This window comes from Rhizobium sp. GR12, from assembly GCF_036596185.1.
GTDB classification, from domain to species: Bacteria; Pseudomonadota; Alphaproteobacteria; order Rhizobiales; family Rhizobiaceae; genus Agrobacterium; species Agrobacterium nepotum.
On record NZ_JASXTH010000008.1, the window covers coordinates 270,252 to 294,684 of the forward strand.

Consider the following 24,433-nt stretch of genomic DNA (forward strand, 5'->3'; position numbering starts at 1 on the left):
AATAGGAATTATCTTTTCTTTATCGCGCGATTTATCGTAAACTTCAGAAAATAATTCTATTACTCTTTGACAAATTCCATAAAATTAGTCAACTAATACCCATGCCTTCAAAGGCTGATTTCATGTTTTCCAAGCTTACGGACTGGAGCCGATGTCGAATTCGAAACGGATTTTATCGCAGGCAAAACGGGTCGCCATTCAGGCCATTCCGACGGTTCTCGGTATCGTCATTCTGAACTTCTTCCTGCTGCAGCTGGCGCCCGGCGACGCGGCCGATGTACTGGCTGCGGAAGCGGGTTCGGCGACGGTCGAGACCATGGCCGAACTCCGTTCCCGCTTCGGACTGGACCTGCCGGTCATGCATCAGCTCATGAACTATCTCGGCAATCTGGCCCAGTTCAGCCTCGGTTTTTCACCGCGTTACGGCATGCCGGTGGCGGACCTCATCGGCCAGCGCCTGCCCGGTACGCTCGCGCTGATGGGAGCGGCCCTCGCTATCGCGATTTTCGTCGGCGTGTTCCTCGGCTCCATCATGGCGCTCTTTTCCGGCAAGCTGCCGGACCGGATCATTTCGATAGGCTCGCTGATCTTTTATTCCGTGCCGGGTTTCTGGATCGGCCTGATGCTCATCCTGACCTTCTCGGTCAAGCTCGGCTGGCTTCCGTCTGGCGGCGACAGCACCATCGGCAGCAGCCTCACCGGGCTCGACGCCCTTCTGGACAGGCTGCGCTATATCGTTCTCCCCGCCCTTTCGCTGGCGCTTTATTTTCTGGCGATCTATGCCCGCCTCACCCGTGCGGCGATGCTGGAAGTCAAATCCCAGGACTATGTGCGCACGGCGCGGGCCAAGGGCGTTTCTCCGTTCAGGCTCACCACCCGCCATATTCTGCGCAACGCTTTGATTCCCATCACCACCATGGCCGGCATGCATATTGGCGGCCTGCTGGGTGGCGCGGTCGTGGTTGAAACCGTCTTCAGCTGGCCGGGGCTTGGCCGTCTTGCTTTCGAAGCCGTCATGGCGCGAGATTTCAGCGTGCTGCTCGGCATCCTGCTTCTCTCTTCCCTTCTTGTCATTGTCGTCAATGCAGCTGTGGACCTGTTGCAGGCATGGCTCGACCCCCGCATCGGAGAAAGCCGATGAATTCCCCACATACGTCAGCAGTTCTCAACCCGGCCGAACTCAGCACTGATGAGACCAATCCGAAACCGAAAAAACCCGAAGAAAAGGTCTGGCCCTATATCCACGCGCCGGACGCGCTTTCGGCCCGCTCCGTCTCCGTGCCACGGCGCGGATTGCGCCGCGAACTGAAAATCTTTCTGACCAACCCCAACGCCATCGTCGGGCTGCTGTTTCTCGCCACCGTCCTCATCGCCGCTCTCACGGCCTCGCTGATCTATCCCGGTGATCCGCTGGAAATGGTGGCCCGCCCCTTCCTCTGGCCCGGCCAGAATCCGGCCTATCCGCTCGGCACCGATTCCATGGGCCGGGATGTTCTGGCCGGCATCGTGCACGGCGCACGCATCTCGCTCACCGTCGGCGTCGTCGCCACCCTGATCGGGCTTACGATCGGCATCACCATCGGTGCTTTCGCCGGTTATTTCGGCGGCGTCATCGACGATATTCTCGTCAAGATCATTGAAATCTTCCAGACGTTACCGAATTTCGTGCTTTTGGTGGTGCTGGTCGCCATCGCCCAGCCTTCAATCACCACGGTCACCTCGGCAATCGGCATCATCACCTGGCCGCTCGTTGCGCGCCTGACCCGCGCCGAATTCCGCGCCATCCGCGAGAAGGACTATGTGCTTGCCGCCCGCAGCCTGGGTTATGGCCACGCGCGCATCGTGTTCCAGGAAATCCTGCCCAACGCCCTGCCGCCGATCATCGTCACCTCCTCCGTTATGGTGGCGGGCGCGATCCTCATGGAAGCAGCGCTTTCCTTCATGGGGCTTGGCGATCCCAACCGTGTTTCCTGGGGGTCGATGATCGGTTCGGGACGCGACGTTATCCGCACCGCCTGGTATCTGACCGCCCTTCCCGGCCTCGCCATCGTCTTCACCGTCATTTCGCTGAACCTCATCAGCGATGGCCTCAACGATGCGCTCAACCCCCGTTTCTCGGAGGAACGCCGATGAGCAAACTGATCGAAGTCCACGATCTCTCCGTCAGCTTCGGCTCCGCCCAGCCGGTCAAGGGCGTCAGCTTCGATGTGCAGTCCGGCGAAATGCTGGCGATCGTCGGCGAAAGCGGCTCGGGCAAATCGCTGACTGCGCTTGGCCTGATCGGCCTGTTGCCGTCGCATGCAAAGACCGGCGGGCGTGTTCTGCTCGAGGGTCGCGATCTCCTGCCGCTTTCCGAGCGGCAATGGCGCGGCATTCGCGGCCGGGATATCGGCATGATCTTTCAGGAGCCTATGACGTCGCTGAACCCGGTCCTGACGGTCGGCGAACAGATCGTTGAGGTGCTGCGCATCCATGAAAGGATCGACAGGTATCAGGCGCGCAAACGCGCAATCGAGCTTCTTGACCTCGTCAATATTCCCGACGCCCGCCGTCGTGTGGACGATTATCCGCACCAGCTTTCCGGCGGCATGCGCCAGCGCGTGATGATCGCCATCGGTGTTGCCTGCAATCCGAAACTGTTGATCGCCGACGAGGCGACGACCGCACTGGACGTGACGATACAGGCACAAATCCTCCAGCTGCTCGACAATCTGCGCCGCGATCTCAACATGGCCGTCATCCTCATCACCCACGATCTCGGCATCGTCGCGCAATGGGCCGACCGGGTGATGGTCATGTATGCCGGACGCAAGGTGGAAGAGGGACTGCCGGAACCGGTTTTCTCCAACCCCTATCATCCCTATACGCGAGGCCTGCTCGCCGCCTCTCCGCGCGCGGAAGACGGCCAGCATTATCGCGACGGGCCACTCATCGAAATTCCGGGCTCCATCGTTTCCGCCACGGGCGAGCGCGGCTGCGCCTTCCGGCCACGCTGTCCGAGCGCCCGCGGTTTCTGCGGGCAGTTCGTACCGCCGCTGAGGCTCATCTCGGAAGGCCGCTACGCCGCCTGCCCCTTCGTGTCCCCCACATCCCAGGAGGTATTCGATGACGCTCTTGTCAGTGCATAGTCTGTCCACCCATTATTCAGGAGGACGCGGAACCGTCCGTGCCGTCGATGACGTGTCGCTCGACATCGAGGCGGGCGAGACCGTGGCGCTGGTGGGTGAATCAGGCTGCGGCAAATCCTCGCTCGGCAAGTCGCTGATGCGGCTGGTGGAGCCCACTTCCGGCAAGATCACCTTCAAGGGCGCCGATGTCACGGCAATGACGTCATCCGAACTGCGCGGCATCCGCCGCCGCATCCAGATGATCTTTCAGGACCCATTCGCCTCGCTCAATCCGCGCCAGACGGTGCGAACCATCCTTACCGGGCCGCTGAAGGTGCACGGCATTGGCGACAGGGCGCAACAGGGGCAAATCGTCGAGGCCATCGTCGCGCAGGTGGGCCTGCCGCCTGACGCACTCGACCGTTATCCCCATGAGTTTTCCGGCGGCCAGCGCCAGCGCATCGGCATTGCCCGTGCGCTCATTCTGGAGCCGGAACTGGTGGTCTGCGACGAGCCTGTCTCAGCGCTCGATCTTTCCATTCAGGCGCAAATCCTCAACCTTCTGGTGGAGATGAAGAAGCGGCTTTCGCTGTCCTATCTCTTCGTGTCCCACGACCTTTCGGTCGTGCGCTATTTTTCCGACCGGGTGCTTGTCATGTATCTCGGCAAGATCGTGGAAAGCGCACCGACCGCCGAACTCTGGGCGTCGCCGAAACACCCCTATACCCGTGCGCTTCTCGCAGCCGTTCCCGATCCCGCGCGCCGCAAGCAAGCGGCTCCCATTTCCGGCGATCTGCCCAGCCCGCACAACCCGCCATCCGGCTGCCGGTTTCACACCCGCTGCCCGCTCGCCACCGATCTCTGTCGCGAAAAAGCGCCGGATTACACCCTTTTCGGCAAGAACCACGCCGTCGCTTGTCACCATGCCCAATAACTTGCCAACCATACCCAATAACTTGAAGGAGCAACCATAATGGTCGACTATCGCTATCTCGGACGCAGCGCGCTGAAGGTTTCGCCGCTGAGCCTCGGCACGATGATGTTCGGAGGTCCGACGCCGGATGACGTGGCCTTCCGCATCATCGACAAAGCGCGCGAGCAGGGCATCAACTTCATCGATACCGCCGATGTCTATCACGACGGCAAGTCGGAAGAAGTCGTCGGTCGCGGCATCAAGGCCAGCCGCGATCACTGGGTTCTTGCGACGAAATTCGTCAATTCCCATACAAAGGGGCCTAATCTCGGTGGACATTCGCGCAAGTGGGTGATCGAGACCGTCGAGAATTCGCTTCGCCGTCTCAACACCGACTATATCGATATTCTCTATTTCCACCGCGCCGTCTTCGACGCGCCGCTGGAAGAGCCGGTGCGCGCCATCGCCGATCTCATTCGTGCGGGCAAGCTGCGCTATTTCGGCGTGTCGAACTTCCGTGGCTGGCGTATCGCCGAAATTTCGCATCTGGCCGACCAGCTCGGCATCGACCGGCCCATCGCCAGCCAGCCGCTCTACAACATCGTCAACCGCACGGCGGAAGCCGAGCAACTGCCTGCGGCACACAATTACGGGCTGGGCGTCGTTTCCTATTCGCCGCTGGCGCGTGGTGTCCTGACCGGCAAATATCAGCCGGGCGAGCAGCCGGGTGCGGATACCCGCGTCGGCCGTGGTGACAAGCGGGTTCTGGAAACGGAATGGCGTCCGGAATCGGTCGAAATCGCCCAGAAGGTTGCGGCGCATGCCGCATCGAAGGGCGTTTCGGCAGCGGATTTCGCGCTCGCCTGGGTGCTGAACAACAAGTTCGTCACCGCAGCGATCACCGGCCCGCGCACCGAAGAGCATTGGGACGGGTATGTCCGCGCGCTGGATGTGAAGATCGATGCGGAAGACGAGGCACTCGTCAACAGCCTTGTGACAACAGGCCATCCCTCCACACCCGGTTTCAACGATCCGAGCCATCCCGTCGAAGGACGCGTGCCGCGCAATGTCGAACCCGCTCCGCGTCTGGCCGTCAAGCCGCGCGCGGTCGCCTGATCGTCCAGAAGAAAATGCCTGCGGCGCGACCGTGCCGCAGGCCCTCACATCCGCTCAGGGAAAACCCGCAATGTCCAATCCGAAAATACAGACCGCAACCACTGACAATTCCGGCGTACCGAGCCGTGACGACATTCTGGCGCGCGCGCGGGACATTGCGGCTGTCGCGGCCAAGGATGCCGCTCGCCGTGAACGCCAGCGGGAACTGCCCTTTGAAATCTTCGGTCTGATCAAGCAGGCGAAGATCGGCACGCTGCGCATCCCAGAGGCAAAGGGCGGACCGGGCGGCTCGATTGCGGACTATATCGAAGTGCTGATGATCCTCGGCGAAGCCGACAGCAATATTCCGCATGCACTCCGCAGCCATTTCAATTTCACCGAAAACCTCGCTCTCACACCGATAGAGCTTGAGGATCGGCGGCACCTCGAAAATGTCCTCGCCGGCAAGCTCTTTGCGGGCGCCAGCACCGAACAGGGCACCAAGCGCCCCGGCGAAATCACCACGCGCCTCAGCGCCGATGGCGACCGTTACCGCCTGAACGGCCGCAAATGGTATGCGACCGGCACCACCTTTGCGGATTTCGGCACCTTCAGCGCTGTCGGCGACGACGAACAACCGATCGGCGTCCTCATTCCGCTTGATCGGCCCGGGATCACCATTCTCGACGACTGGGACAGCATGGGCCAGCGCATGACGGCAAGCGGCGGCGTTTTGCTTGAAAATGTCGAGGTGCTCCCGCATGAACTGACGACCCGCAAGCTCGGCAGCCAGGTCGGCCGCCACAGCTCGGCCATGCGGCAGTTGCACCTTGCCGCCTCGGCTGCCGGCGCCGTTCAGGGCGCACTCAATGACGGTATCGATTATGTGCAGCGCCAGGCACGCACCACGCTCCACAGCAGCGCGGAAACCGCCAATCAGGATCCATTTGTGCAGAAGATGCTCGGCGAAATCAGCGCTGGCGCCTTCGCCGTCAAGACGCTCATCCGCGAGGCCGCAAGAACGCTCGACCGGACCGCCACCGCGTTTGCCGGCGGCGATGAAGAGGCGATAGAGGCCGCCCTGCTGGAAGGCTCGCTCGCCACCGCCCGCACCCAGATCATCGCCTCGCAGCTTTCGCTGACGGTCGCCACCAATCTTTACGAACTCGGCGGCGGCTCGGCGACATCGAGCGAGCGGAATTTCGACCGCCACTGGCGCAACATCCGCACGGTCTACAACCACAATCCGCTTGCCCACAAAGCGCGGGTCATCGGCGACTACTATCTCAACGGCACCACGACGCATCTCAAGGAAGGCCGGGTATTCTAGAGCACGTCCGGTCAAAACGGATCCGTCGGACGTGCTCTATCACTTTGTTTTTTCGCATTTTCCGGACGTAAAACCGCTACGCACTTTTACTGGAAATGCTCCAGCCATGAAGAGGAGACGGCCATTAGAACGGAATTCATCCCTCCTTCGGTCGCGCGGGCGGCTTTTCGCTTGCCGACACTTTCCCGGCTGCCACCGCTGACGGCGTTGCGCGCCTTTGTCGTTGCCGCCCGTCACGCCAGCTTCTCGCGGGCGGCGGAGGAACTGCATGTCTCGACGGCAGCGATCGGCCAGCAGGTCCGCATTCTCGAAACCCATCTCGGTCAGCCGCTCTTCAGCCGCCAGCGCGGTGAACTGGTGCTGACCGACGCCGGCAGTACGCTTTACCCCGGCCTCGCGGACGCTTTCGAAACCATGATCGGCAGCCTTTCCGATCTCATGGCCTCCGGCGGCCGGCGACAGCTGAAGGTTCTCGCGGAAGGCTGTTTTGCGGCCCGCTGGCTGGCACCACGGCTAGGAAGCATCATTCCAGCCCTCGGAGACATCGATATCTCGATCGAATCCCTTGATGGCGACACCATCGATCTCGCGCATTTCGATGCCGATTGCGCGATCGTCGCGACCCATGCGCAAATCCCCGGTTTCATTCACGAGCCGCTTTTTACCGATACCGTCAGTGCCATCTGCACCCCAGATTTCGCAGCCCGTCACCGGCTTTGTGGCGAAGTCGAGCGGCTGCGGGATCTCTCTTTTGCGATGTTGCGCGGCAATGGTGCGGATGCTGCTTTTGAATGGGCAACCTGGCTTCGCGCCTGCCGTATTCCCTTAAGGCTCTCGGCAACCGGCCCGCGCTTTTCGCGTCAGACCGCGTTGATAGAGGCAATTTTAGCCGGCCACGGCATCGGCCTTGCGCGCCATTCGCTGATTTCCGAAGAGCTTCGAAGCGGCCGCCTGATCGCGCCCTTTGGCGCACCGCAGCCGACGGCCAGCCGTTATCACCTGCTGACAAGTCCTGACAGGCGGCGGCTGCCGGAAATCGCATCTCTACTCGCTTTGTTGCGCGAGGATATACGCTCCCTGGAGGCCGCCGCCTGAACACGCCCGTCCCACCTCAGGCGCGTTCCCTCTGCAACTCCTTCGTCACATGGATGTTTTCCGGCCGGGGCAGGCCGTAATGATCGCGCAGCGTATCTCCCTCGTAATCCTCGCGGAACAGCCCGCGCTGTTTCAGGATCGGCACGACCTCGTCGACGAAGATATCGAACCCGCCATTCAGCCATGGCGGCATGATGTTGAACCCATCGGCAGCGCCCTCGCGGAACCAGGTCTCTATCCAGTCCGCCACCTGTTCCGGCGTTCCGGAAATAACCTTATGGCCGCGCCCGCCGGCAAGCCGGTGCAGCAATTGCCGGATCGTCGGATTTTCCCGGTCGATGACATCGAGAACCAGCTGATGACGGCTGCTATCCGCCTGCGCGCGCGTCGCTTCCACGGCTTCCTGCGGCAAGGGCCGGTCGAGATCGGCCGATGAGAGATCGATGCCGGTAATGCGCTGCAACTGCCCGAGCGAAAAGGCCGGCTGGATGAGATCGTTGAAACTGGCCTCGAGCTTGCGCGCCTCCTCTTCGGTGGAGGCGATGAAGGGGCTGATGCCCGGCAGGATTTTCACATGGGCGGGATTACGCCCCGTGGCCGCCACACGTCTCTTGATGTCGGAATAAAAAGACCGCGCACTCTCCAGAGTTTGATGTGCGGTAAAGATTGCCTCGGCGTAATGGGCGGCAAAGCCTCGCCCTTCCTCCGAGGAGCCGGCCTGCACATAGACCGGCCGGCCCTGCGGCGAGCGCGGTAGGTTGAGTGCGCCCCGCACGCGGTAGAACTCGCCCTCATGATTGGCGGGGTGAATGCGGTCGGTATCGGCAAAAAGACCGCTCTGCCTGTCGGCGACGATGGCATCGTCTTCCCAGCTGTCCCAGAGCTTTGTCACGACGTCGACGAACTCTGTCGCCTGACGGTAACGGTCGGCATGCGGCGGATGCTGCTGGAGATTGAAGTTTCCGGCAGCTGCATCCGCCGAGGTCGTCACGATGTTCCAGCCCACCCGGCCGCCGCTGATATGATCGACCGAGGCAAACAGTCTGGCGAGATTATAGGGCTCGTAATAGGTGGTGGACGCCGTGGCGATAAAACCGATCTTTTCCGTGACGGCGGCCAGCGCCGCCAGCATGGTGATCGGCTCCAGCCGGTGGCGGGCGGCATAGCGGATATTAGCGTCCAGCACCGGCGCATCGGCGAAGAAGATGGCGTCCAGTTTGGCCGCCTCGGCCTTGCGGGCGATATCCTGATAGAGTTTTATATCGGTGACGCGGAGAGGCTCCGACTCGGGGTGACGCCAAGCTGCTTCATGATGTCCACCCGGATAGATGAACGCATTGAGGACCAGCTTCTCGGATTTTCTGCTCATGGCGATGAACCCTTTTTAACTCTAACAAGGCTTTAAACGAGAGGTGGGGAGGCGCTTACGCCTCCTTCGTCACCCACGTTTTGGCGAGATTGCCGCTGAGACCCTGCGCCCCCGTCGCATAATCCTTGATGCGGACGCTGCCGACGACCGGCTGGATTGGCGAGACAAGATTGATGACGGGAAGATCCCTAGCGATGACGGCCTGAAACTCCTTGAAGAAGGCTGCACGCTTTTCGATATCCGGCTCCACCGCCGCCGCTTCCAGCAGCCGGTCCACTTCCGGACTGGCGTAGTGGCTGGCATTCGAGAACGGCAAGCCGATCTTGAAGTTCTTGCTCCAGTAGACGCGCTGCACGCCGGCCGTAGGATCAAAAGTATTGGAGAGGGATTCGACTGAGAGGTCCCAGGCGCGGTCGGTATAAACGACCTTCACATAGGTGCCGAAATCGAATTTCTGGATATCCGCCTCAATGCCGATCTTGGAAAGCGCCTGTGCAATGAAATCCGAATAGGTCTGCGGGTTGAACGGGTTGGTCGTGACCCGGAGCTTGAAGCGCTTGCCACCGTCCTTGCGGGGAAAGCCTGCCTCATCCAGCAATTTTTCCGCCAGCGCGACGTCGAATTTGGCAAAACCGATATCCGGATTGTGGAATTTCGGAAGACCGGGGCTGATCGGCGTGGGCGATGGCACGGCGTAACCATAGAGCACGGTGTCGATCAGCGCCGGAACGTCGAGCGAGTGGGCGATGGCCTGCCTCACCTTCAACTCCTTGAGATATTCGTTCTCAAGGTTGATCACCAGCTGGTTTTGCTGGCCGGCATAGGCATAGATGCGGTCATCCACCTTCAGCGTCGGGATGGATTTCAGCCGTTCCAGATCGGCAAGCGCCACCGGGTTCGGGCCGATGTCACCCTCGCCGGTTTCCAGTGCCGCCGCGCGAGCGCCCGCATCGTTGATGAGGCGAATGATGACGCGGTCGAGATAGGGGCCTGACGCATCCCAGTAGTCGGCATTCTTTTCCAAAAGAATATGGCTGCCCGGCACCCATTCCTTCAGCACGAACGGACCGCTGCCGATGATCTGGGCGGGTTTCGGATTGTCAGTCGGCTTGAAGGTCTCGAAGATGTGCTTTGGCACAACAGGCGATTCCGATGAGGCGAGCGCGGTTATCAATCCTGGCGCCGGCTTGGAAAGCTTCACCTTCGCGACCAGCGGATCGGAAGTATCGACGCTTTCAACATGCGAGAAAGTGGCGCGGCCGCGCGGATGGGCTTCCTTCAGTCGCAGGATCGAAAATTCCACATCTGCCGATGTCACCGGTTTACCGTCATGGAACTTCGCATTCGGCTGCAGATGGAAGACATATTCCAGTCCGTTGGCGGAAACGCTCCATTCTTTGGCAAGGCTTGGCTTGGGCGAAAGTTCGTAATCGTACGTCAAAAGCCCGTCATAAATCTTCGAGCCGATGAACTGGGGCCCACCCGCGCTGGTATTGATCGCAACGAGCTGGGTCGGCTCGGGAAAATAAACGATCTTGAGCGTACCGCCCGAAACTGGCTCTTCGGCAGCGGCGAAAGAACCGCCGGGAAGCGCCACGAAAGCGCCGGCGGCAAGTGCAATCTTATGAAACTGGCGTCTGGAAAAGGTCATGTCTATCTCCGAATAAGTCCGATGGGCGGGGTGCGGCAGCTCAGTGCAGCTGGGGGAACCCGTGGCGCTCGGCGAGGATTTGCAAAATGCGTTTCGTTTCCTGAATAAAGTACGTGTCGCCTTTGGTCGTCGCATCTGCGGGCGCATCGCCGGCAAAGACGAACAGCGGCAATGACTGGTTTTCCTCACCCACGACGGCGATGACCGCTTCGCGCGGACGCTGAAAACCAACCCGATGGATATGGATCCTGGCAGCAAGGTCCGGAAAGGCGGCAAGCAAGCCTTCGATCTGGTTGCAATGCGGGCACACGAACCGGACACCGGGGTGCTTGGGGTCCTCGAAACCGGGGGCGATCAAAAAAAGCGTATCCTTGGCCATGGCATCCATCATTTGCGGGTGAGAATTTCATGACCACAGTGCAGGTGGAAAAAGCAGAGGTCCAGAAAGCTATTCTTCCCGCAAAACGAAGAATTCCTTCGCCCTAAATTATTGAAGAATTTGATTTTTTAGAATTCCGATAGTCGGCATCGCTGTTCCGCCCGGCCTATCCCGAAAGCAATGTTTTTCCCGAAAATACCGTTATCGCGAGATGGAGAAAAAATGCCTGAGGGCCGTTTTCGGCAACAAAAAACCCGGCAGAATTGCCGGGTGAGAGTTGATGAAGAAGATCGTAGACCTCTCTTCCGTCATGCCGGGCTTGACCCGGCATCCCGCCCACGGCGCGTCTGCGCCGTGAGAGTCTTTCGCGATCAAGGACTTGATCGCGCTGGCCCCCGGAACTGGTCCGGGGTGACGGAGTGTGGAGAACGCCGCGTTGCCAAACGTTCACTCATTCTTCCAGGCCGTCGCCAGATCGCCATAGGCAATATCGATGGTGGTGACGAGAGACTGGAGGCTGGTGTTGCGCAGAATGACGGTCGGCAGGGCGACGATCGAGAAATTCGGCAAATCGTCGCCGGTGATCTTCTGGATATCGTGGAACTGCCCCGTCCGTTTCGTCTCATCCACCTCGATGGCGGCGGCACGGAATAGACCGTCCACCCTGGGGTTGTTGTAGTGGGCGGCGTTGACATAGGGCGCGGGGTTCTTGATGCCGTCGGACCAGTAGAGGCGCTGCACGCCTGCCGTCGGGTCGAACAGCCGGCTGATGCCGTTCACCGTCAGGTCAAAACCGCGCTCCGTGTAGACGCGCTTGATGAAGGTAGCGAGATCGCCCTCCACAATATCCACCTTCACGCCGAGCTTGCCGAAGGAGGAGCGCAGATATTCTGAGGTTTTGCGAAAGACGTCGGACGGCAGGAAGGCAAGCCGCAGCGAAAAACGAGTGCCATCTGCGCCCTTTGGATAACCCGCCTTGTCCAGCAACTCGTTCGCCTTGGCGAGATCAAAAGGATAGGTGAAGGGCTTCTCGTCATTATAGGCGGTGAAGACGGCCGGAATGTTCGAACCGGCGGGTTTTGCTGTGCCGAAGAAGATGGCGTCATTGATGAAATTGCGGTCGATGGCATGGGCCAGCGCGTGCCGGACCTTCTTCTTCGCGAGGATGGGGTTTTCCAGGTTGAACTCGAATATGGCGGCATTGTTGAGATAGGAGTCGGTATACACCTCCACCGAGAGCTTCGGATTTTGCCGCAAGCGCTCCAGATCGCTGTAGGAAACGTCAGCGGTATAATCCGCCTCGCCCGTCTCCACCGAGATGGTGGTGGAGGCCGCATCGGCGACGAACCTAGCCACGAAACCGTCGAGATAGGGCAGATCGGCCTGCCAGTAGTTCGGGTTCTTCTTTAGCTTCACATAGCTGCCGCGTTTCCACTCCTCGAACAAAAAGGGGCCGGTGCCAACTGGCGCGTTGCCGTTCGGGCTCTCATTGTAGTTTTCCGAAGCATAGGCATGGGCCGGCAGAATGGGCGTTTCCCCACCGGTCAGCGCCCGCAGAAGATAGGGCGCAGGTTTCGAAAGCACCACCACGGCCGTCAGCGGATCGGGCGTTTCGATATCAGCAACATTGGCGAAGGTGATACGCCCGCGCGGCCCGACCTTCTTGAAGGCAAGCAGGGAAAATTTCACATCCTGTGCGGTGAAATCCTTGCCGTCATGCCATTTGACGCCTTTGCGCAGCTTGAAGATGTAGCGCAACCCGTCGGCCGATGTTTCCCAGCTCTCGGCTAGAACCGGATGCGGCTTGAACTCGCTATCGAACCGCACCAGCCCTTCGAGAATTTTGGTGGAAATGGCGCGGGTGCGCGTATTGGAATCGGAAAGCGGCACAAGCGTCGTTGGCTCGCCAAGACCCGCAAGGGTGACAATACCGCCTTTTTTCGGCGTTTCCGCCGCCAGTACCGGCAGGGATGGCAATAGCATGGCCCCGGTTAGCGCAGCGCTCAAAAGCAACGTCTTACGTCTTGTAATATCCATGGATGTTTCCTCTTGCAGGCTTGTTTTCAAATTTTCACGCAGGCTTCAGCCGGGTTTCGACCAGCCGGGCAAACAAAGTGGCACCGACCGGCAGAATGGCGTCGTCGACGATGAAACCGGGATTATGGGCAGGCACGGTGCCGGAATGCCCGAGGGTGAAAAACGCGCCGGGTGCGTGTTTCAGGAGATCAGCGAAATCCTCACTGCCCATGAAGCAGCCGGGCTCGGTGGAAACGCGCTCGTCTCCGAGAACCGTGCGCGCGACCCCCGCAACAATCTCCACAGACGCATCGTCATTGGTCAGAACCGAGAATATGTCGCGAATATCCACCTCAGCGGTCAGGCCATAGGCGGCGGCAATGTGATCCGAGATTGTGCGGATACGGCCCCGTATGGTTTCGCGCACGCTGTCGGAGAAGGCCCGTACCGTTCCTGCAATCGAGGCCGTCTCGGGAATGACGTTATAGGCCGATCCCGCCTCGATGCGGGTAATCGACAATACGGCGGGATCGGTCGGGGGCACATTACGGCTGACGATGGTCTGCAAGGCTTGGATAAGTTCGCCCGTTGCCGGCACCGGGTCACGCGAGACATCCGGGTGGGCAGCATGGGCCCCCCGGCCCTTCAGCCGGATATCGAAGAAATCCGCCGCCGCCAGAATGGTGCCTGGCGAGACCTTCAGATGGTTGGGTGCGGTATGGGAGGAATTATGCAGCCCGTAAATCTCGTCGACGGGGAAATCCTTGAACAGCCCGTCGGCGATCATGGCGCGTGCGCCACCCAGACCTTCCTCGGCGGGTTGGAAAATGAAAATCACCGTGCCGGCAAAATCACGGGTTTCCGCCAGATAACGGGCAGTGCCCAGCAATATGGTGGTGTGCACATCGTGCCCGCAGCCGTGGAACTTACCGGGATAGACCGATGCGTATGGCAGCCCGGTTTCCTCGGGCATTGGCAGGGCATCCATATCCGCCCTCAGCCCGATGGAACGTTTGCCCGCGTGCCGGCCGCGCAGCACGCCGACCACGCCGGTCTGACCGTAACCGCGGTGCACCTCGATGCCCCAGGAGGTCAGCTTTTCGACGACGATGCCGGAGGTTCGCACCTCTTCGAAACCGATTTCCGGATGCTGATGCAGATCGTGGCGGATGGAGACGAGGTCGGGAACATAGGTCCCGATCCGGTCTATGATTTTCGGTGCAGGCGTTTTGACGGGATCGACGGCAATATTCACGGTATCTCCTCAGGGCAAAAAATCTCGTTCTCGCAATCACGGCGATTGCGAAGTGCTAAGCTTCGGAACTGGAAAGCTGAGGCGGGAGAGGCGTCAGAGCCTCAGGCCAGCCTCCTTCATCAAGGGCAGAATGCGCTGCGCGAAATATTCGAGGTCTTCGCGGAAATCGTAAAAATTCAGCTGCACGCCATCGATGCCGGCCTTTTTCAGGCCGACAAGCTGCTCGACCACCTGCTCCGGCGAGCCGATGATTTCGATATTGCCGCCGAGATTGCGCCCCTGCTTGTGGCGCGCATCGCCGCGACCGCGCCAGGCATGGGCGTCGCTGTCGTAATTGTTGGTGGCGAAGGCACGGGTGCCGGGCTGCCGTTTTCCCGCCTCAATGGCGTCGGCATAGGCGATCGCCTCCTTCTCCGTGTCGCGGCTGACGATGATCGGGTTGATGAGCGTCTTTACGTGCCGGCCATAGGCTTTGGCGCGGTTCTTGATGGTGGCGATATGATCGGGAAGCGTTTCCAGTGCGCTGTCGATATGCGCTCCGCCGGGCGAGGTGACGAAAACCAGATCGGAATGGCGCGCGGCGAAATCGATGCCGGCAGGCGAACCGGTCGCCGTCACCAGTGGAGGGCGGCCAAAGGCGGGCTTCGGCGTTATCCACCCGTTGTTGATCGCCCAGGGATTGAGCTTGCCCTCATAGGAAAAGTTTTCGGTTTCTCCCCACAGGCGATGGAGTACATCGAACAATTCGCCCGCCATGTCATAGCGCTTGTCATGGTCGATACGCTGCCAGCCGAACATTTCATGCTCGATGGCGCGGTGGCCCGTGACGATGTTGATGCCCCAGCGTCCCCTGGCGATATGATCCAGCGTCGCGCCATATTTGGCGAGATGAAGCGGATGCAGGGGACCGTAAAGCACGTGGATGGTGGAGATCAGAAGAATGCTCTTCGTGACCGCCGCCATGGCGCCCAGCGCAATGAAACTGTCGAGCGAGGATTCACCGTCATAACCACCCTTGGGCAGCCATTGCGTGCGGCTGAAGGCGATTTCGAAACCAAGTTCTTCCGCACGCTTCACCAGCTCCGCATTGTAGTCGAAGGTCCAGCTATTGCTAGTCGGCAGGCTGGAGAAGTTGATGTCCTGCAGATTGAGGAACAGCCCCAGCATCAGCGGCTGCTTTGCCGCCAGGCTCAGCGGGCTGTCTTCGAAATCGGACGGACTTTTCAGCTCAAGACCTTTCAGTTCGGGACCTTCAGGCAGTGGAACAGTCAGCGCCATGTTTTTTCTCCCTCGGAATGATCGCCCTGCGGAGCGGTCGCCGCCAGTCGAGCGCGCAGATAGTCTTCAACGCTACGGGGCAACCGGGCTATAATCTGGTGGATGGTATCGTTGACGGAGGCCGCGAGACCTTCGCGGATCAGTTGGCCGAATTCATCAATCGCCTTCAGTTCGAATGCACCGATATGCGGCGGGAAAGCCGGGGCGGCATCATGTGAAACTCCGACGGGGCGATGGAGGATACGAGCCGCGATGCGCGCGATTTCCAGCGCCGTCAAGGCCTCGCCACCGGTCAGCACAAGAGCGCCGGAAACAGGTGCGCTTGCGGTCAGAGCGTGAACCGCGACATCGGCGATATCGTCGGCATCGATGAAGGAAACGGCCGCATCACCGAAGCGGGCGGGCACATCTTCCCCCCTGCGCAGTGCCGCGACAACGGGTTCCAGCGCCACCTGCACCCATGCGTTCGGCCGCAGCACCGTATGCGCAATACCGCTCTCGGCCAGATGTTTTTCCACCTCGGCATGGGCGGCACCCGAGATCGAGCGCGCGGCATTGGCGATGGTCCAGTCGGAGCCGGATATTTTCACGATCCGCGATACGCCAGCGGAGAGAGCAGCATCGATGACCGAATTCTGGTCCGCCGCCAGCGTTTCACCGATGGGGGAAAGCAGAAACACCGTGTCTATTCCGCGTGAGGCCTCTTTCAGGCTGGCCGGATCGAAGAAGTTTCCCTCTGAAATATCCACCCTGTCGCCCCAGAGCTTCAGCGCATCCTCACGCCGGCGGGTCAGCACCCGGATATCAGCCTCTTTTTGCAAAAGACGGCTGACGACGCGTTGGCCGAGCGTGCCGGTTGCCCCCGTTACGAGAATGGTTGCTGTCATGACACCCTCACTTCGCCGCAGCCTGTTGCGCGGCATCTTGCTGTAAGGAGAGGGTGCGCGGATCGGCCCAGCCGTTCACATCGAAATCGTCAGGAATGAATTTCCATTCCAGCAGGAAATCCTTGAAGTGACCGAGCGCATCCAGCTCCGCCGGATCGAGATCGAGTCTCAGGTTGCGGTACACATCCGCCCCGTTGGCGGCGATAATCGCTTCCTCGCTGACGCCGATCTCGCAGGCGATGAAACGCACCGCTTCCGCCGGATTGTCATTCGCCCAGCCGGCAACCCGCTGTACCGTGGCCACGAGGTCGGCGACCAGATCGGGCCTTTCATCGGCAAAGGTGGCATCCACGGTCAAAGGACGTGGCGTGCCGTTGTTGATGCGGATTTTCGGATCGGGATGAAACCCGGTCGGCACGACGACATGCGCGCCAATGAGATTGGCGACGGTGACGCCTTCCGCTCCTTTGACAAAGAACGCATCGATCTCACCGCGATGCAGTGCCGCTATTTCCTCGCCATAGGGAAGCCGTCGGTGCAGACCATGGAACCTGTCGTCAGCCGGACCAAGCAACACCGGCTCGGTGGCGGTGAGATCGACCAGCTCCACTTCAGCGATGGAAAGACTGGAAACGGTGAGGGCCGACACGATGCCCTTGAGCGATGTCGCGCGCTGGAAGTCGATGGTTTCGTTCGGTCGTTTCGGCAGCCCGATGCGCCGGCCCTTCAGTGCGCCGCCCTTGGTTATGCCGCTTGCGGGCAAGGCGATGACCGCCTGAAACTCGTCGGTCCTGGTCAACCCCACCAGACGGGTCTGGCGTCCACCGGATTTTGCCCAGATAGGCGGAATATTGCCGCCCTGCCGGAAGGACCAATCCAGACGGTGATCGAAATGGCTCTGGCGAATGGCCGGGTCGGCCGCATCGCGAATGGAGGAAACAGTGATGCCATGGCCGGCGAAACTTTCCTCTATCCAGCCAAGCTGCACCGCGATGGAAAGCGGTGTGGGCGCCGGGCAGCGGGTGTACCAGACGGTTTCGGGGTGGGTTACCTGGCGAAGGGTCGCATCAGCCATGGCGTTCGTCCTCTCAATTGCGATCTGGAGGCACGCTACATGCCATTAAATATTTTCTATAGATAAAGTATACTATTTCAGAAGCCATTCAGGAAATTCGTTTCCACATCGCCCGCACCTTACGCTGTTGACAAAATATCCTTTCGGAAATGACATCATTTTCGAACGATGCCTTGGTCGAGTGCGCTTGATAGGAGGCGTCTCCTTGCGAGCCGACGCAACCATGGCTCGAAAGTTTTTCTTCTCCGAGCAGCAAGGATTTTTAACTCGCGACCGAAACCCCGGCTGTTACGCTTCCTTACAATTGCGCCGGATCCGCAGGCCGGCAATCCAAAAGACCTGAAAGAAAAAGTGGAAGCATGAGCACGAACAAACGCCGGCTCAATCTGAATGTCGGCATCAACACCACCGGATACCTCGCCAATGCCTGGAAATACAGGAGCGGAGACCGGCACGATATCAACGATATCGGCTATTACCGGCGGCTGACGGAACTGGCCCACAAAGGCCGGTTCGACGCCGTTTTTCTTTCCGATCATCCGGCGTTGCTGACCGACCCGACAAGCCGCCCGTTTCACACCATCGATCCGCTCATCCTCTCCACATCGCTCGCCGCACAGGTGCCGGATATCGGCTTTGTGGCGACGGTGTCCTCCACCTATAATTCGCCCTATAATTTCGCCAGACGGACGCAATCCATCGATATCGTCACCGGCGGCCGTTTGATCGTCAACATCGTCTCCTCCTTCAATCCCAACGTCGCCGCCAATTTCGGCAACGACCCGCTGCCGCCGCGCGATGAGCGATATGCCAAGGCCACCGAATTTCTCGATGTCGCGAAAAAGCTATGGTCGAGCTGGGATCCGCGCCGCGAAGACGAGGTGCCGGAAGACCGTTTCTGGGATGCCGCGACAGCCGAGACGATCGATCATGAGGGGCAATATTTCCATGTCAAAGGCCCGCTCAACGTGCCTCGTGGACCGCAGGGTCACCCCGTCATCGCCCAGGCGGGCGCTTCCGAGGGCGGCATCGATCTGGCGGCACGTCATGGCGAGATTATCTATTGCAACATATTGTCCCGCCCCGCCGGCCAGGCCTTTGGCAAAAAGGTCCGTGACCGCGCCGTCTCCTTCGGCCGCGATCCCTCGGGCATCCGCATCGTTCCCGGCCTCGTCATCATTCTCGGCGCAACCCGCGACGAAGCGCTGCGCAAACACGAACTCTACAGCGGAACCGGCTCGGAAGACGGTCTCCTTGCACGCTTTGCCAAGGAAAACGGTATCGATCCCCGCGATTTCGATCCCGATGCGAAACTGGATGCGGAACGCTTCATTCCCGACCAGAACCGGCAATGGGCGGTGGGCATGGGGCTTGGCCTTTCCGATCTGCTGAGCCATGAAAAGCTCACCGTCCGCGAGGCTGTGCGGCGCTCGGAGGGGCATCACCGGCTGCTACTCGGCACAGCGGAAGAGGTGGCGGAGGGCATGATCGACCTCTGGCAGGACGGCACGGTTGACGGCTACACATTGCAGCCGCCCCGCGCCCCTGACGATATCGCCGAATTCGTCGAACAAGTCGTGCCGGTGCTACAAGACCGAGGCGTTTATCCGCGCGAATACGAAGGCACGACCATACGTGACAGATACGGCCTGCCCCAGCCGGACTGACGCTGTTCCCCTCGTTCACTATTCCCACGCTCGGCGCAGAAAAGGCGACGTTGTGAACGCTATTGAGCTGTCGCCACTTTCAAAACCGGTCGCCCGCCGGAAAGCTGCGGCACAACAGACGCGAAATCGGTCACGATCTGGCGATAGTCTTCCGGCTGGAATTCATAGGGCAGTTCCAGACGGAATTCCGAGACATGCGGCAGAACGGGATCGCGCGACAGCTTCTCCAGAATTTCATCCGTCGTCCCGACGATATCAGGCAGAAAAAGCGTGCGGCGCGCACCATGCGGCGTATGCGTGCGCTTGTCGCGCTCGGCCGCAAACTCCGCATAACGGCGGCGTGTCGCCGGGCTGGCACTGTCCGTCGGCAAAAGCACGCGGCCAAGGGCGACGCGCGGCTGGCGCTCATGCGCCCACTCCTGCCGGAAGCGGCTGACGAGGGCCACCTGCGCCGTCAGAAAATCATCGGTATTTTCACCGCTGACTATATTGCCGGTCAGCAGATTGAATCCCGCCTTCCCCGCCCAGCGCGCGGAATTCTGCGATCCGCCGCCATACCACAGCCGGTCGGTCAAACCCCTGGCGAAGGGCCGAAGGCGCGGTACCTGCGCGCCCGCTGCATTGCCCGCCTCCGTTTCGCTAGACAGCGGTTCTGATCTCAAGGCCCTGGCGAGCTTCTCGGCACGGGCATGGCTGTAATCAGCATCGGGTGCCGTATCGACATAGTCCGAAATCAGATGGGCGAAGGGCGGCGCACCGACAGAGACGCCGACATTCAGCCGTCCGTATGACAGCACATCCACGGTGGCGAGATCTTCCGCCAGCCTGAAAGGTTTTTCATAACCCAGTTGAATGACGGCGGTGCCGAGGCCAATCCGCTTGGTGCGTTGCGACGCCGCCGCGAGAAAGGTGGCGGCCGAGGAAACGCCGCGTTCCAGATGGCGCTGGCGGACCCAGGCGCTATCATAGCCCAGCGCTTCGCCGGCCTCGAAAAGTTGCAGGGTTTCTTCCAACCCCTGCGCAGGATCATCATCATGATAATTACCGGGAACCAGAAAAGCGAAATGGGAAATATGGGAAAGGGGCATGGTGTGCATCCGGGAATGATTGTTGAGGCAAGATGAGGCTCAGGCAGCGCAGGTGCGGCCGTCATCCGTGCCGCGCATACGCAAGGCAGAATGCACGATGACCGGCATCGCTGGCACGGCATGGTCTTTTATAGTCCCGGCGATTGTTGAAAGATCGTTGCGCGATTCAATAATCTACTAAAATTATGGATTATTTCCGAGGACATTCGCCATATCCGCCCTCCCTCTTTCAAGGCAAAGGCTGCCCCTCCCCCGACCAAAAATCACCCGGCCGATAGCGCCGTCATTATCGGCTTCGCGCAAATACCCTTGATTTCCCTCTCATACATGTAATACAGGTTACCATACATGTTGACAAATAACACAGACATGTATGACATTGCAGCAACCACGAACGCTGCGATACCTGCATGAGGGAGGAATTATGATCATCACCGACGTCGAGGTCCGTGTTTTCCGCACGACGACCCGTCGGCACTCGGACAGTGCCGGTCACGCACATCCGGGCCCGGCGCATCAGGTGGAACAGGCCATGCTGACCATCCGTACGGAAGACGGTCAGGAAGGGCATTCCTTCACCGCGCCGGAGATCGTTCGCCCGCATGTCATCGAAAAATTCGTCAAGAAGGTCCTGATCGGCGAGGATCATCGTGATCGGGAACGCCTGTGGCAGGATCTTGCCCACTGGCAACGCGGCTCGGCCGCGCAGTTGACGGACCGCACGCTGGCGGTAGTGGATTGCGCGCTCTGGGACCTTGCCGGCCGCAGCCTCGGGCAACCTGTATACAAGTTGATCGGCGGCTATCGCGACAAGGTGCTCGCCTATGGCTCCATCATGTGCGGCGACGAGCTGGAAGGCGGGCTTGCAACCCCTGAAGACTACGGCCGCTTTGCCGAAACGCTGGTGAAGCGCGGCTACAAGGGCATCAAGCTGCACACATGGATGCCGCCGGTGAGCTGGGCGCCGGATGTGAAGATGGATCTCAAGGCCTGCGCGGCCGTGCGCGAGGCCGTCGGCCCCGATATTCGCCTGATGATCGACGCCTTTCACTGGTATTCCCGCACCGATGCGCTGGCGCTCGGGCGCGGACTGGAGAAGCTCGGCTTCGACTGGATCGAGGAGCCGATGGATGAGCAGTCGTTATCCTCCTACAAGTGGCTCTCCGACAATCTCGATATTCCGGTCGTCGGCCCGGAAAGCGCGGCCGGCAAGCACTGGCACCGCGCGGAATGGATCAAGGCCGGCGCCTGCGATATTCTTCGCACCGGCGTCAACGATGTCGGCGGCATCACGCCGGCGCTCAAGACCATGCATCTGGCCGAAGCCTTTGGCATGGAATGCGAGGTGCATGGCAATACGGCGATGAACCTGCATGTGGTCGCCGCCACCAAGAATTGCCGCTGGTACGAGCGCGGCCTCTTACATCCCTTCCTCGAATATGATGACGGCCACGACTATCTGAAGTCGCTGTCCGACCCGATGGACAGCGACGGCTTCGTCCACGTTCCCAACCGGCCGGGCCTTGGCGAGGATATCGATTTCACTTTCATCGACAATAACCGGGTGAGGTAACGGGCGATGAAAACGGTGCTCGCCTTTGGAGACAGCCTCACCTGGGGTGCGGACCCGGCAACGGGCCTGAGGCACCCGGCCACATATCGCTGGCCGGAGGTGCTGGAAGCCGAGCTTTCCGGAAAGGCAAAGGTTCATTCCGAAGGGCTGGGCGGGCGCACCACCTGTTATGACGACCATGCCGGTCCCGCCTGCCGCAATGGTGTCCGCGCGCTTGAAATAGCGCTTTCGTGCCACATGCCGCTTGATCTCGTCATCGTCATGCTCGGCACCAACGACATCAAACCGGTGCATGGCGGGCGCGCGGAAGCCGCCGTTTCCGGCATGCGGCGGCTGGCGCAAATCGTCGAGACCTTCATCTACAAGCCGCGGGAGGCGGTGCCGAAACTTCTGATCGTCGCACCGCCGCCCTGCGTCGCGGGCCCCGGCGGAGAGCCCGCAGGCGGGCGCGATATCGAGCAATCGCTGCGGCTCGCGCCGCTTTACCGCAAACTCGCTGCCGAACTCGGACATGACTTCTTCGATGCCGGATCGGTCGCCAGCGCCTCGCCGGTGGATGGCGTGCATCTGGAAGCACCGGCAACGGCCGCGATCGGCCGGGCGCTCGCCGCTCCGGTCAGAGACATTCTTGGCTGATCATGCGGAGCCTGTGGAGGAACAGGCGCGCGGATCGAAACGTGGAAGGCCGTATGAACCGGCCATATGGGAGGAAAAATGAAACATTTTCTTGCAACCGCCGCACTGGGCGCATTGCTGATCGGCGCCGTGCCGCTCAGCGTCTTTGCCGAAACGCCGAAGGACCAGCTCATCGTCGCCACGACGATGAGCAATATCCTGACCCTTGACCCCGCCGCCATTACCGGCCGCGAGACGGTGCAGGTTCTGAATAACATCTACGACACGCTGGTCGTGCTTTCACCCAAAGATCGCAGCGTACAGCCCCGCCTCGCCGAACGCTGGGAAATCGCCGAGGACCGGAAATCGATCCGTTTCCATCTGCGCAGCGACGCCAAATTCGCATCCGGCAACGCCGTGACGGCAAAAGACGTGGCCTGGAGCCTGAAACGCCTGCTCGCCCGCAATCTGGCGCAATCGTCGTTCCTGAAAACGCGTGGTTTCAAGCTGGAAGACGCCGACAAGCTCTTCGTTGCCGAAAACGACCAGACCTTCGTGCTGAATATTCCAAAGCCGGATGATCCCAATCTGCTTTTGATGATCCTCGGGCAAAACGGTCCCGGCTCGATCATCGACAGCCAGACGGCGCTTGCCAATGAAAAGGACGGCGATCTCGGCGGCGCGTGGCTGACACTCAATTCGGCTGGGTCCGGCCCCTTCAAGCTTACGCAGTGGAAATCCAACGAATATATCATCCTCACCCGCAACGACGATTACTGGGGTGAAAAAGCTCAGATGAAGCGCGTCCTGATGCGCCATCTGCCGGAATCGCAATCGCAGCGGCTGATGCTGGAAAAGGGCGATATCGACGTCGCCTACTCCCTGCAGGCGCCAGACCTGAAGTCACTGGAAGCCGACAAGGCCATCGCTATCGAATCCACACCCGGCTCCGGTTTTTATTACCTCAGCGTGTCGATGAAGGATGAGAAGTTCGCGAACAAGAAAGTACGCGAGGCCCTGCGTTATCTGATCGACTATGACGGTCTCGACAAGGCGGTCATGCCTTATTACGGCAAGCTGCATCAGCGTTCTCTCAGCACCGGCGTGATGGGCGCGCTGCCCGATCAGGGATACAAGCTCGATATCGCAAAAGCCAAGGCGCTTCTGGCTGAAGCCGGTTATCCGAACGGTTTCAAGACAACGCTGCGCGTGCTTTCGGAAGACCCTTTCATGAAGGCGGCAACGGCAATCCAGAACACGTTGGCGCAGGCCGGCATTCAGGCCGAACTGATCAGCGGCTCCGGTGACCAGATTTACGGCGCCATGCGCGAGCGCAATTTCGAACTGCTTCTCGGTCGTGGCGGCGGCGGCCAGCAACCGCATCCGGACAATAACCTGCGCTCCATCGCCTATAATCCGAACAATGCGGACGACGCCAAGCTCACCAACTACCAGAGTTGGCGCACGAGCTTCTTCGATGAAAAGCTGAACAAGATGATCGAGGAAGCCCTTGTCGAGCGCGACGCGACGAAACAGGCAAAGCTCTACGAAGATTTGCAGGCCTATATGGACGAAATCGTCATGTCCATTCAGCCCTTCTCCGAAGTCGTCGACACTGCCGCCTTCCGCAGCGATATCAAGGGCATGATCGTCAGCCCCTGGCTCTCGCGTTTCGAAGAGGTGAGTAAGGAGCGGTGATCCACTGCCACATCTGCGAATAAGACCAGGCGCGGCTAACCCCGCGCCTTTTTACTGGCAACAAGGTCCCATAAATCCGACGTGTTGGCGAAAGCGCAGCATCAGAACCCCGTCACCCCGGACTAGATCCGGGGTCTAGTGCGATAAAGTCCTTGATCGCGAAAGAGTCTTTCCACGGCGCAGAGGCGCCGTGGCTGGATGCCGGATCAAGTCCGGCATGACGGAAGAGAGGGTCTCGTACTTTGTCAGCGGCCTAGGCGCAGTTGGCGGCCCGCCATCCAAAAAATTGCCCGGCACTTAGGCCGGGCAAGGAAGGAGGATTTTATTATGTGTGACGCCCCG

At 60.1% G+C, this 24,433-nt stretch carries 20 protein-coding genes; 11 read left to right on the top strand and 9 right to left on the bottom strand.

Features of this window, described 5'->3' with window-relative positions:
* Nucleotides 1-151 precede the first annotated feature (151 nt).
* From QSK43_RS16145 to QSK43_RS16175, 7 genes are all read left to right on the top strand, one after another.
* The gene (locus QSK43_RS16145; protein WP_045017562.1) at nucleotides 152-1,141 is read left to right on the top strand and encodes an ABC transporter permease; all 990 of its coding nucleotides are present in this window, start codon (nucleotides 152-154) and stop codon (nucleotides 1,139-1,141) included.
* A complete protein-coding gene (locus QSK43_RS16150) occupies nucleotides 1,138-2,133 on the top strand; it encodes an ABC transporter permease (protein WP_332304280.1) in 996 nt (331 codons plus the stop codon). The genes QSK43_RS16145 and QSK43_RS16150 overlap by 4 nt, the downstream gene beginning before the upstream one ends.
* Nucleotides 2,130-3,128 carry an ABC transporter ATP-binding protein gene (locus QSK43_RS16155; protein ID WP_332304281.1) on the top strand — a complete coding sequence of 333 codons (999 nt, stop codon included), beginning with the start codon at nucleotides 2,130-2,132 and terminating at the stop codon, nucleotides 3,126-3,128. The genes QSK43_RS16150 and QSK43_RS16155 overlap by 4 nt, the downstream gene beginning before the upstream one ends.
* Nucleotides 3,106-4,041 (top strand): ABC transporter ATP-binding protein, encoded by a 936-nt coding sequence (locus QSK43_RS16160; RefSeq protein WP_332304282.1) that lies wholly within the window; start codon nucleotides 3,106-3,108, stop codon nucleotides 4,039-4,041. Before QSK43_RS16155 ends, QSK43_RS16160 begins: the two co-directional genes overlap by 23 nt.
* A 39-nt stretch (nucleotides 4,042-4,080) precedes the next feature.
* Nucleotides 4,081-5,136, top strand: a complete 1,056-nt coding sequence (locus QSK43_RS16165; protein WP_332304283.1) for an aldo/keto reductase — start codon at nucleotides 4,081-4,083, stop codon at nucleotides 5,134-5,136.
* Between the two features lie 70 nt (nucleotides 5,137-5,206).
* Complete coding sequence (locus QSK43_RS16170) at nucleotides 5,207-6,445, top strand: acyl-CoA dehydrogenase family protein (protein ID WP_332304284.1); 1,239 nt, start codon at nucleotides 5,207-5,209, stop codon at nucleotides 6,443-6,445.
* A gap of 123 nt (nucleotides 6,446-6,568) precedes the next feature.
* Complete coding sequence (locus QSK43_RS16175) at nucleotides 6,569-7,540, top strand: LysR substrate-binding domain-containing protein (RefSeq protein WP_332304321.1); 972 nt, start codon at nucleotides 6,569-6,571, stop codon at nucleotides 7,538-7,540.
* A 16-nt stretch (nucleotides 7,541-7,556) separates the two neighbouring features.
* Here the strand turns inward: QSK43_RS16175 and QSK43_RS16180 are convergent, their stop codons facing one another.
* The 8 genes from QSK43_RS16180 to QSK43_RS16215 form a co-directional block, all read right to left on the bottom strand.
* Nucleotides 7,557-8,909: an LLM class flavin-dependent oxidoreductase gene (locus QSK43_RS16180; RefSeq protein WP_332304285.1), complete on the bottom strand. Its 1,353-nt coding sequence runs from the start codon at nucleotides 8,907-8,909 to the stop codon at nucleotides 7,557-7,559.
* 55 nt (nucleotides 8,910-8,964) lie between these two features.
* Nucleotides 8,965-10,560: an ABC transporter substrate-binding protein gene (locus QSK43_RS16185; RefSeq protein ID WP_332304286.1), complete on the bottom strand. Its 1,596-nt coding sequence runs from the start codon at nucleotides 10,558-10,560 to the stop codon at nucleotides 8,965-8,967.
* 40 nt (nucleotides 10,561-10,600) lie between these two features.
* Nucleotides 10,601-10,951 (bottom strand): DUF3088 domain-containing protein, encoded by a 351-nt coding sequence (locus QSK43_RS16190; RefSeq protein ID WP_332304287.1) that lies wholly within the window; start codon nucleotides 10,949-10,951, stop codon nucleotides 10,601-10,603.
* A 435-nt stretch (nucleotides 10,952-11,386) separates the two neighbouring features.
* Nucleotides 11,387-12,976, bottom strand: coding sequence for an ABC transporter substrate-binding protein (locus QSK43_RS16195; RefSeq protein ID WP_332304288.1), 1,590 nt, complete (start codon nucleotides 12,974-12,976; stop codon nucleotides 11,387-11,389).
* Nucleotides 12,977-13,010: 34 nt separating this feature from the next.
* The gene (locus QSK43_RS16200; RefSeq protein ID WP_332304289.1) at nucleotides 13,011-14,210 is read right to left on the bottom strand and encodes a M20 aminoacylase family protein; all 1,200 of its coding nucleotides are present in this window, start codon (nucleotides 14,208-14,210) and stop codon (nucleotides 13,011-13,013) included.
* A 93-nt stretch (nucleotides 14,211-14,303) separates the two neighbouring features.
* Complete coding sequence (locus QSK43_RS16205) at nucleotides 14,304-15,488, bottom strand: LLM class flavin-dependent oxidoreductase (protein ID WP_332304290.1); 1,185 nt, start codon at nucleotides 15,486-15,488, stop codon at nucleotides 14,304-14,306.
* On the bottom strand, nucleotides 15,479-16,375 hold the full coding sequence (locus QSK43_RS16210; RefSeq protein WP_332304291.1) for an NmrA family NAD(P)-binding protein: 897 nt from the start codon (nucleotides 16,373-16,375) through the stop codon (nucleotides 15,479-15,481). Before QSK43_RS16210 ends, QSK43_RS16205 begins: the two co-directional genes overlap by 10 nt.
* 7 nt (nucleotides 16,376-16,382) lie before the next feature.
* On the bottom strand, nucleotides 16,383-17,450 hold the full coding sequence (locus QSK43_RS16215; RefSeq protein ID WP_332304292.1) for an ABC transporter substrate-binding protein: 1,068 nt from the start codon (nucleotides 17,448-17,450) through the stop codon (nucleotides 16,383-16,385).
* Nucleotides 17,451-17,809: 359 nt separating this feature from the next.
* On the opposite strand from QSK43_RS16215, the gene QSK43_RS16220 reads away from it, so the two are divergent.
* Nucleotides 17,810-19,117 (top strand): NtaA/DmoA family FMN-dependent monooxygenase, encoded by a 1,308-nt coding sequence (locus QSK43_RS16220; protein WP_332304293.1) that lies wholly within the window; start codon nucleotides 17,810-17,812, stop codon nucleotides 19,115-19,117.
* 59 nt (nucleotides 19,118-19,176) lie between these two features.
* Here QSK43_RS16220 and QSK43_RS16225 read toward each other — a convergent pair whose 3' ends face one another.
* Complete coding sequence (locus tag QSK43_RS16225; RefSeq protein ID WP_332304294.1) at nucleotides 19,177-20,205, bottom strand: LLM class flavin-dependent oxidoreductase; 1,029 nt, start codon at nucleotides 20,203-20,205, stop codon at nucleotides 19,177-19,179.
* 424 nt (nucleotides 20,206-20,629) lie between these two features.
* Between QSK43_RS16225 and QSK43_RS16230 the strand changes: the two genes are divergently transcribed.
* The 3 genes from QSK43_RS16230 to QSK43_RS16240 all read left to right on the top strand — a co-directional run bounded on the left by QSK43_RS16230 (nucleotide 20,630) and on the right by QSK43_RS16240 (nucleotide 24,091).
* The gene (locus tag QSK43_RS16230; RefSeq protein ID WP_332304295.1) at nucleotides 20,630-21,778 is read left to right on the top strand and encodes a mandelate racemase family protein; all 1,149 of its coding nucleotides are present in this window, start codon (nucleotides 20,630-20,632) and stop codon (nucleotides 21,776-21,778) included.
* 6 nt (nucleotides 21,779-21,784) lie between these two features.
* Nucleotides 21,785-22,414 carry an SGNH/GDSL hydrolase family protein gene (locus QSK43_RS16235; protein WP_332304296.1) on the top strand — a complete coding sequence of 210 codons (630 nt, stop codon included), beginning with the start codon at nucleotides 21,785-21,787 and terminating at the stop codon, nucleotides 22,412-22,414.
* Between the two features lie 78 nt (nucleotides 22,415-22,492).
* Nucleotides 22,493-24,091, top strand: a complete 1,599-nt coding sequence (locus QSK43_RS16240) for an ABC transporter substrate-binding protein (protein ID WP_332304297.1) — start codon at nucleotides 22,493-22,495, stop codon at nucleotides 24,089-24,091.
* Nucleotides 24,092-24,433: the final 342 nt, after the last annotated feature.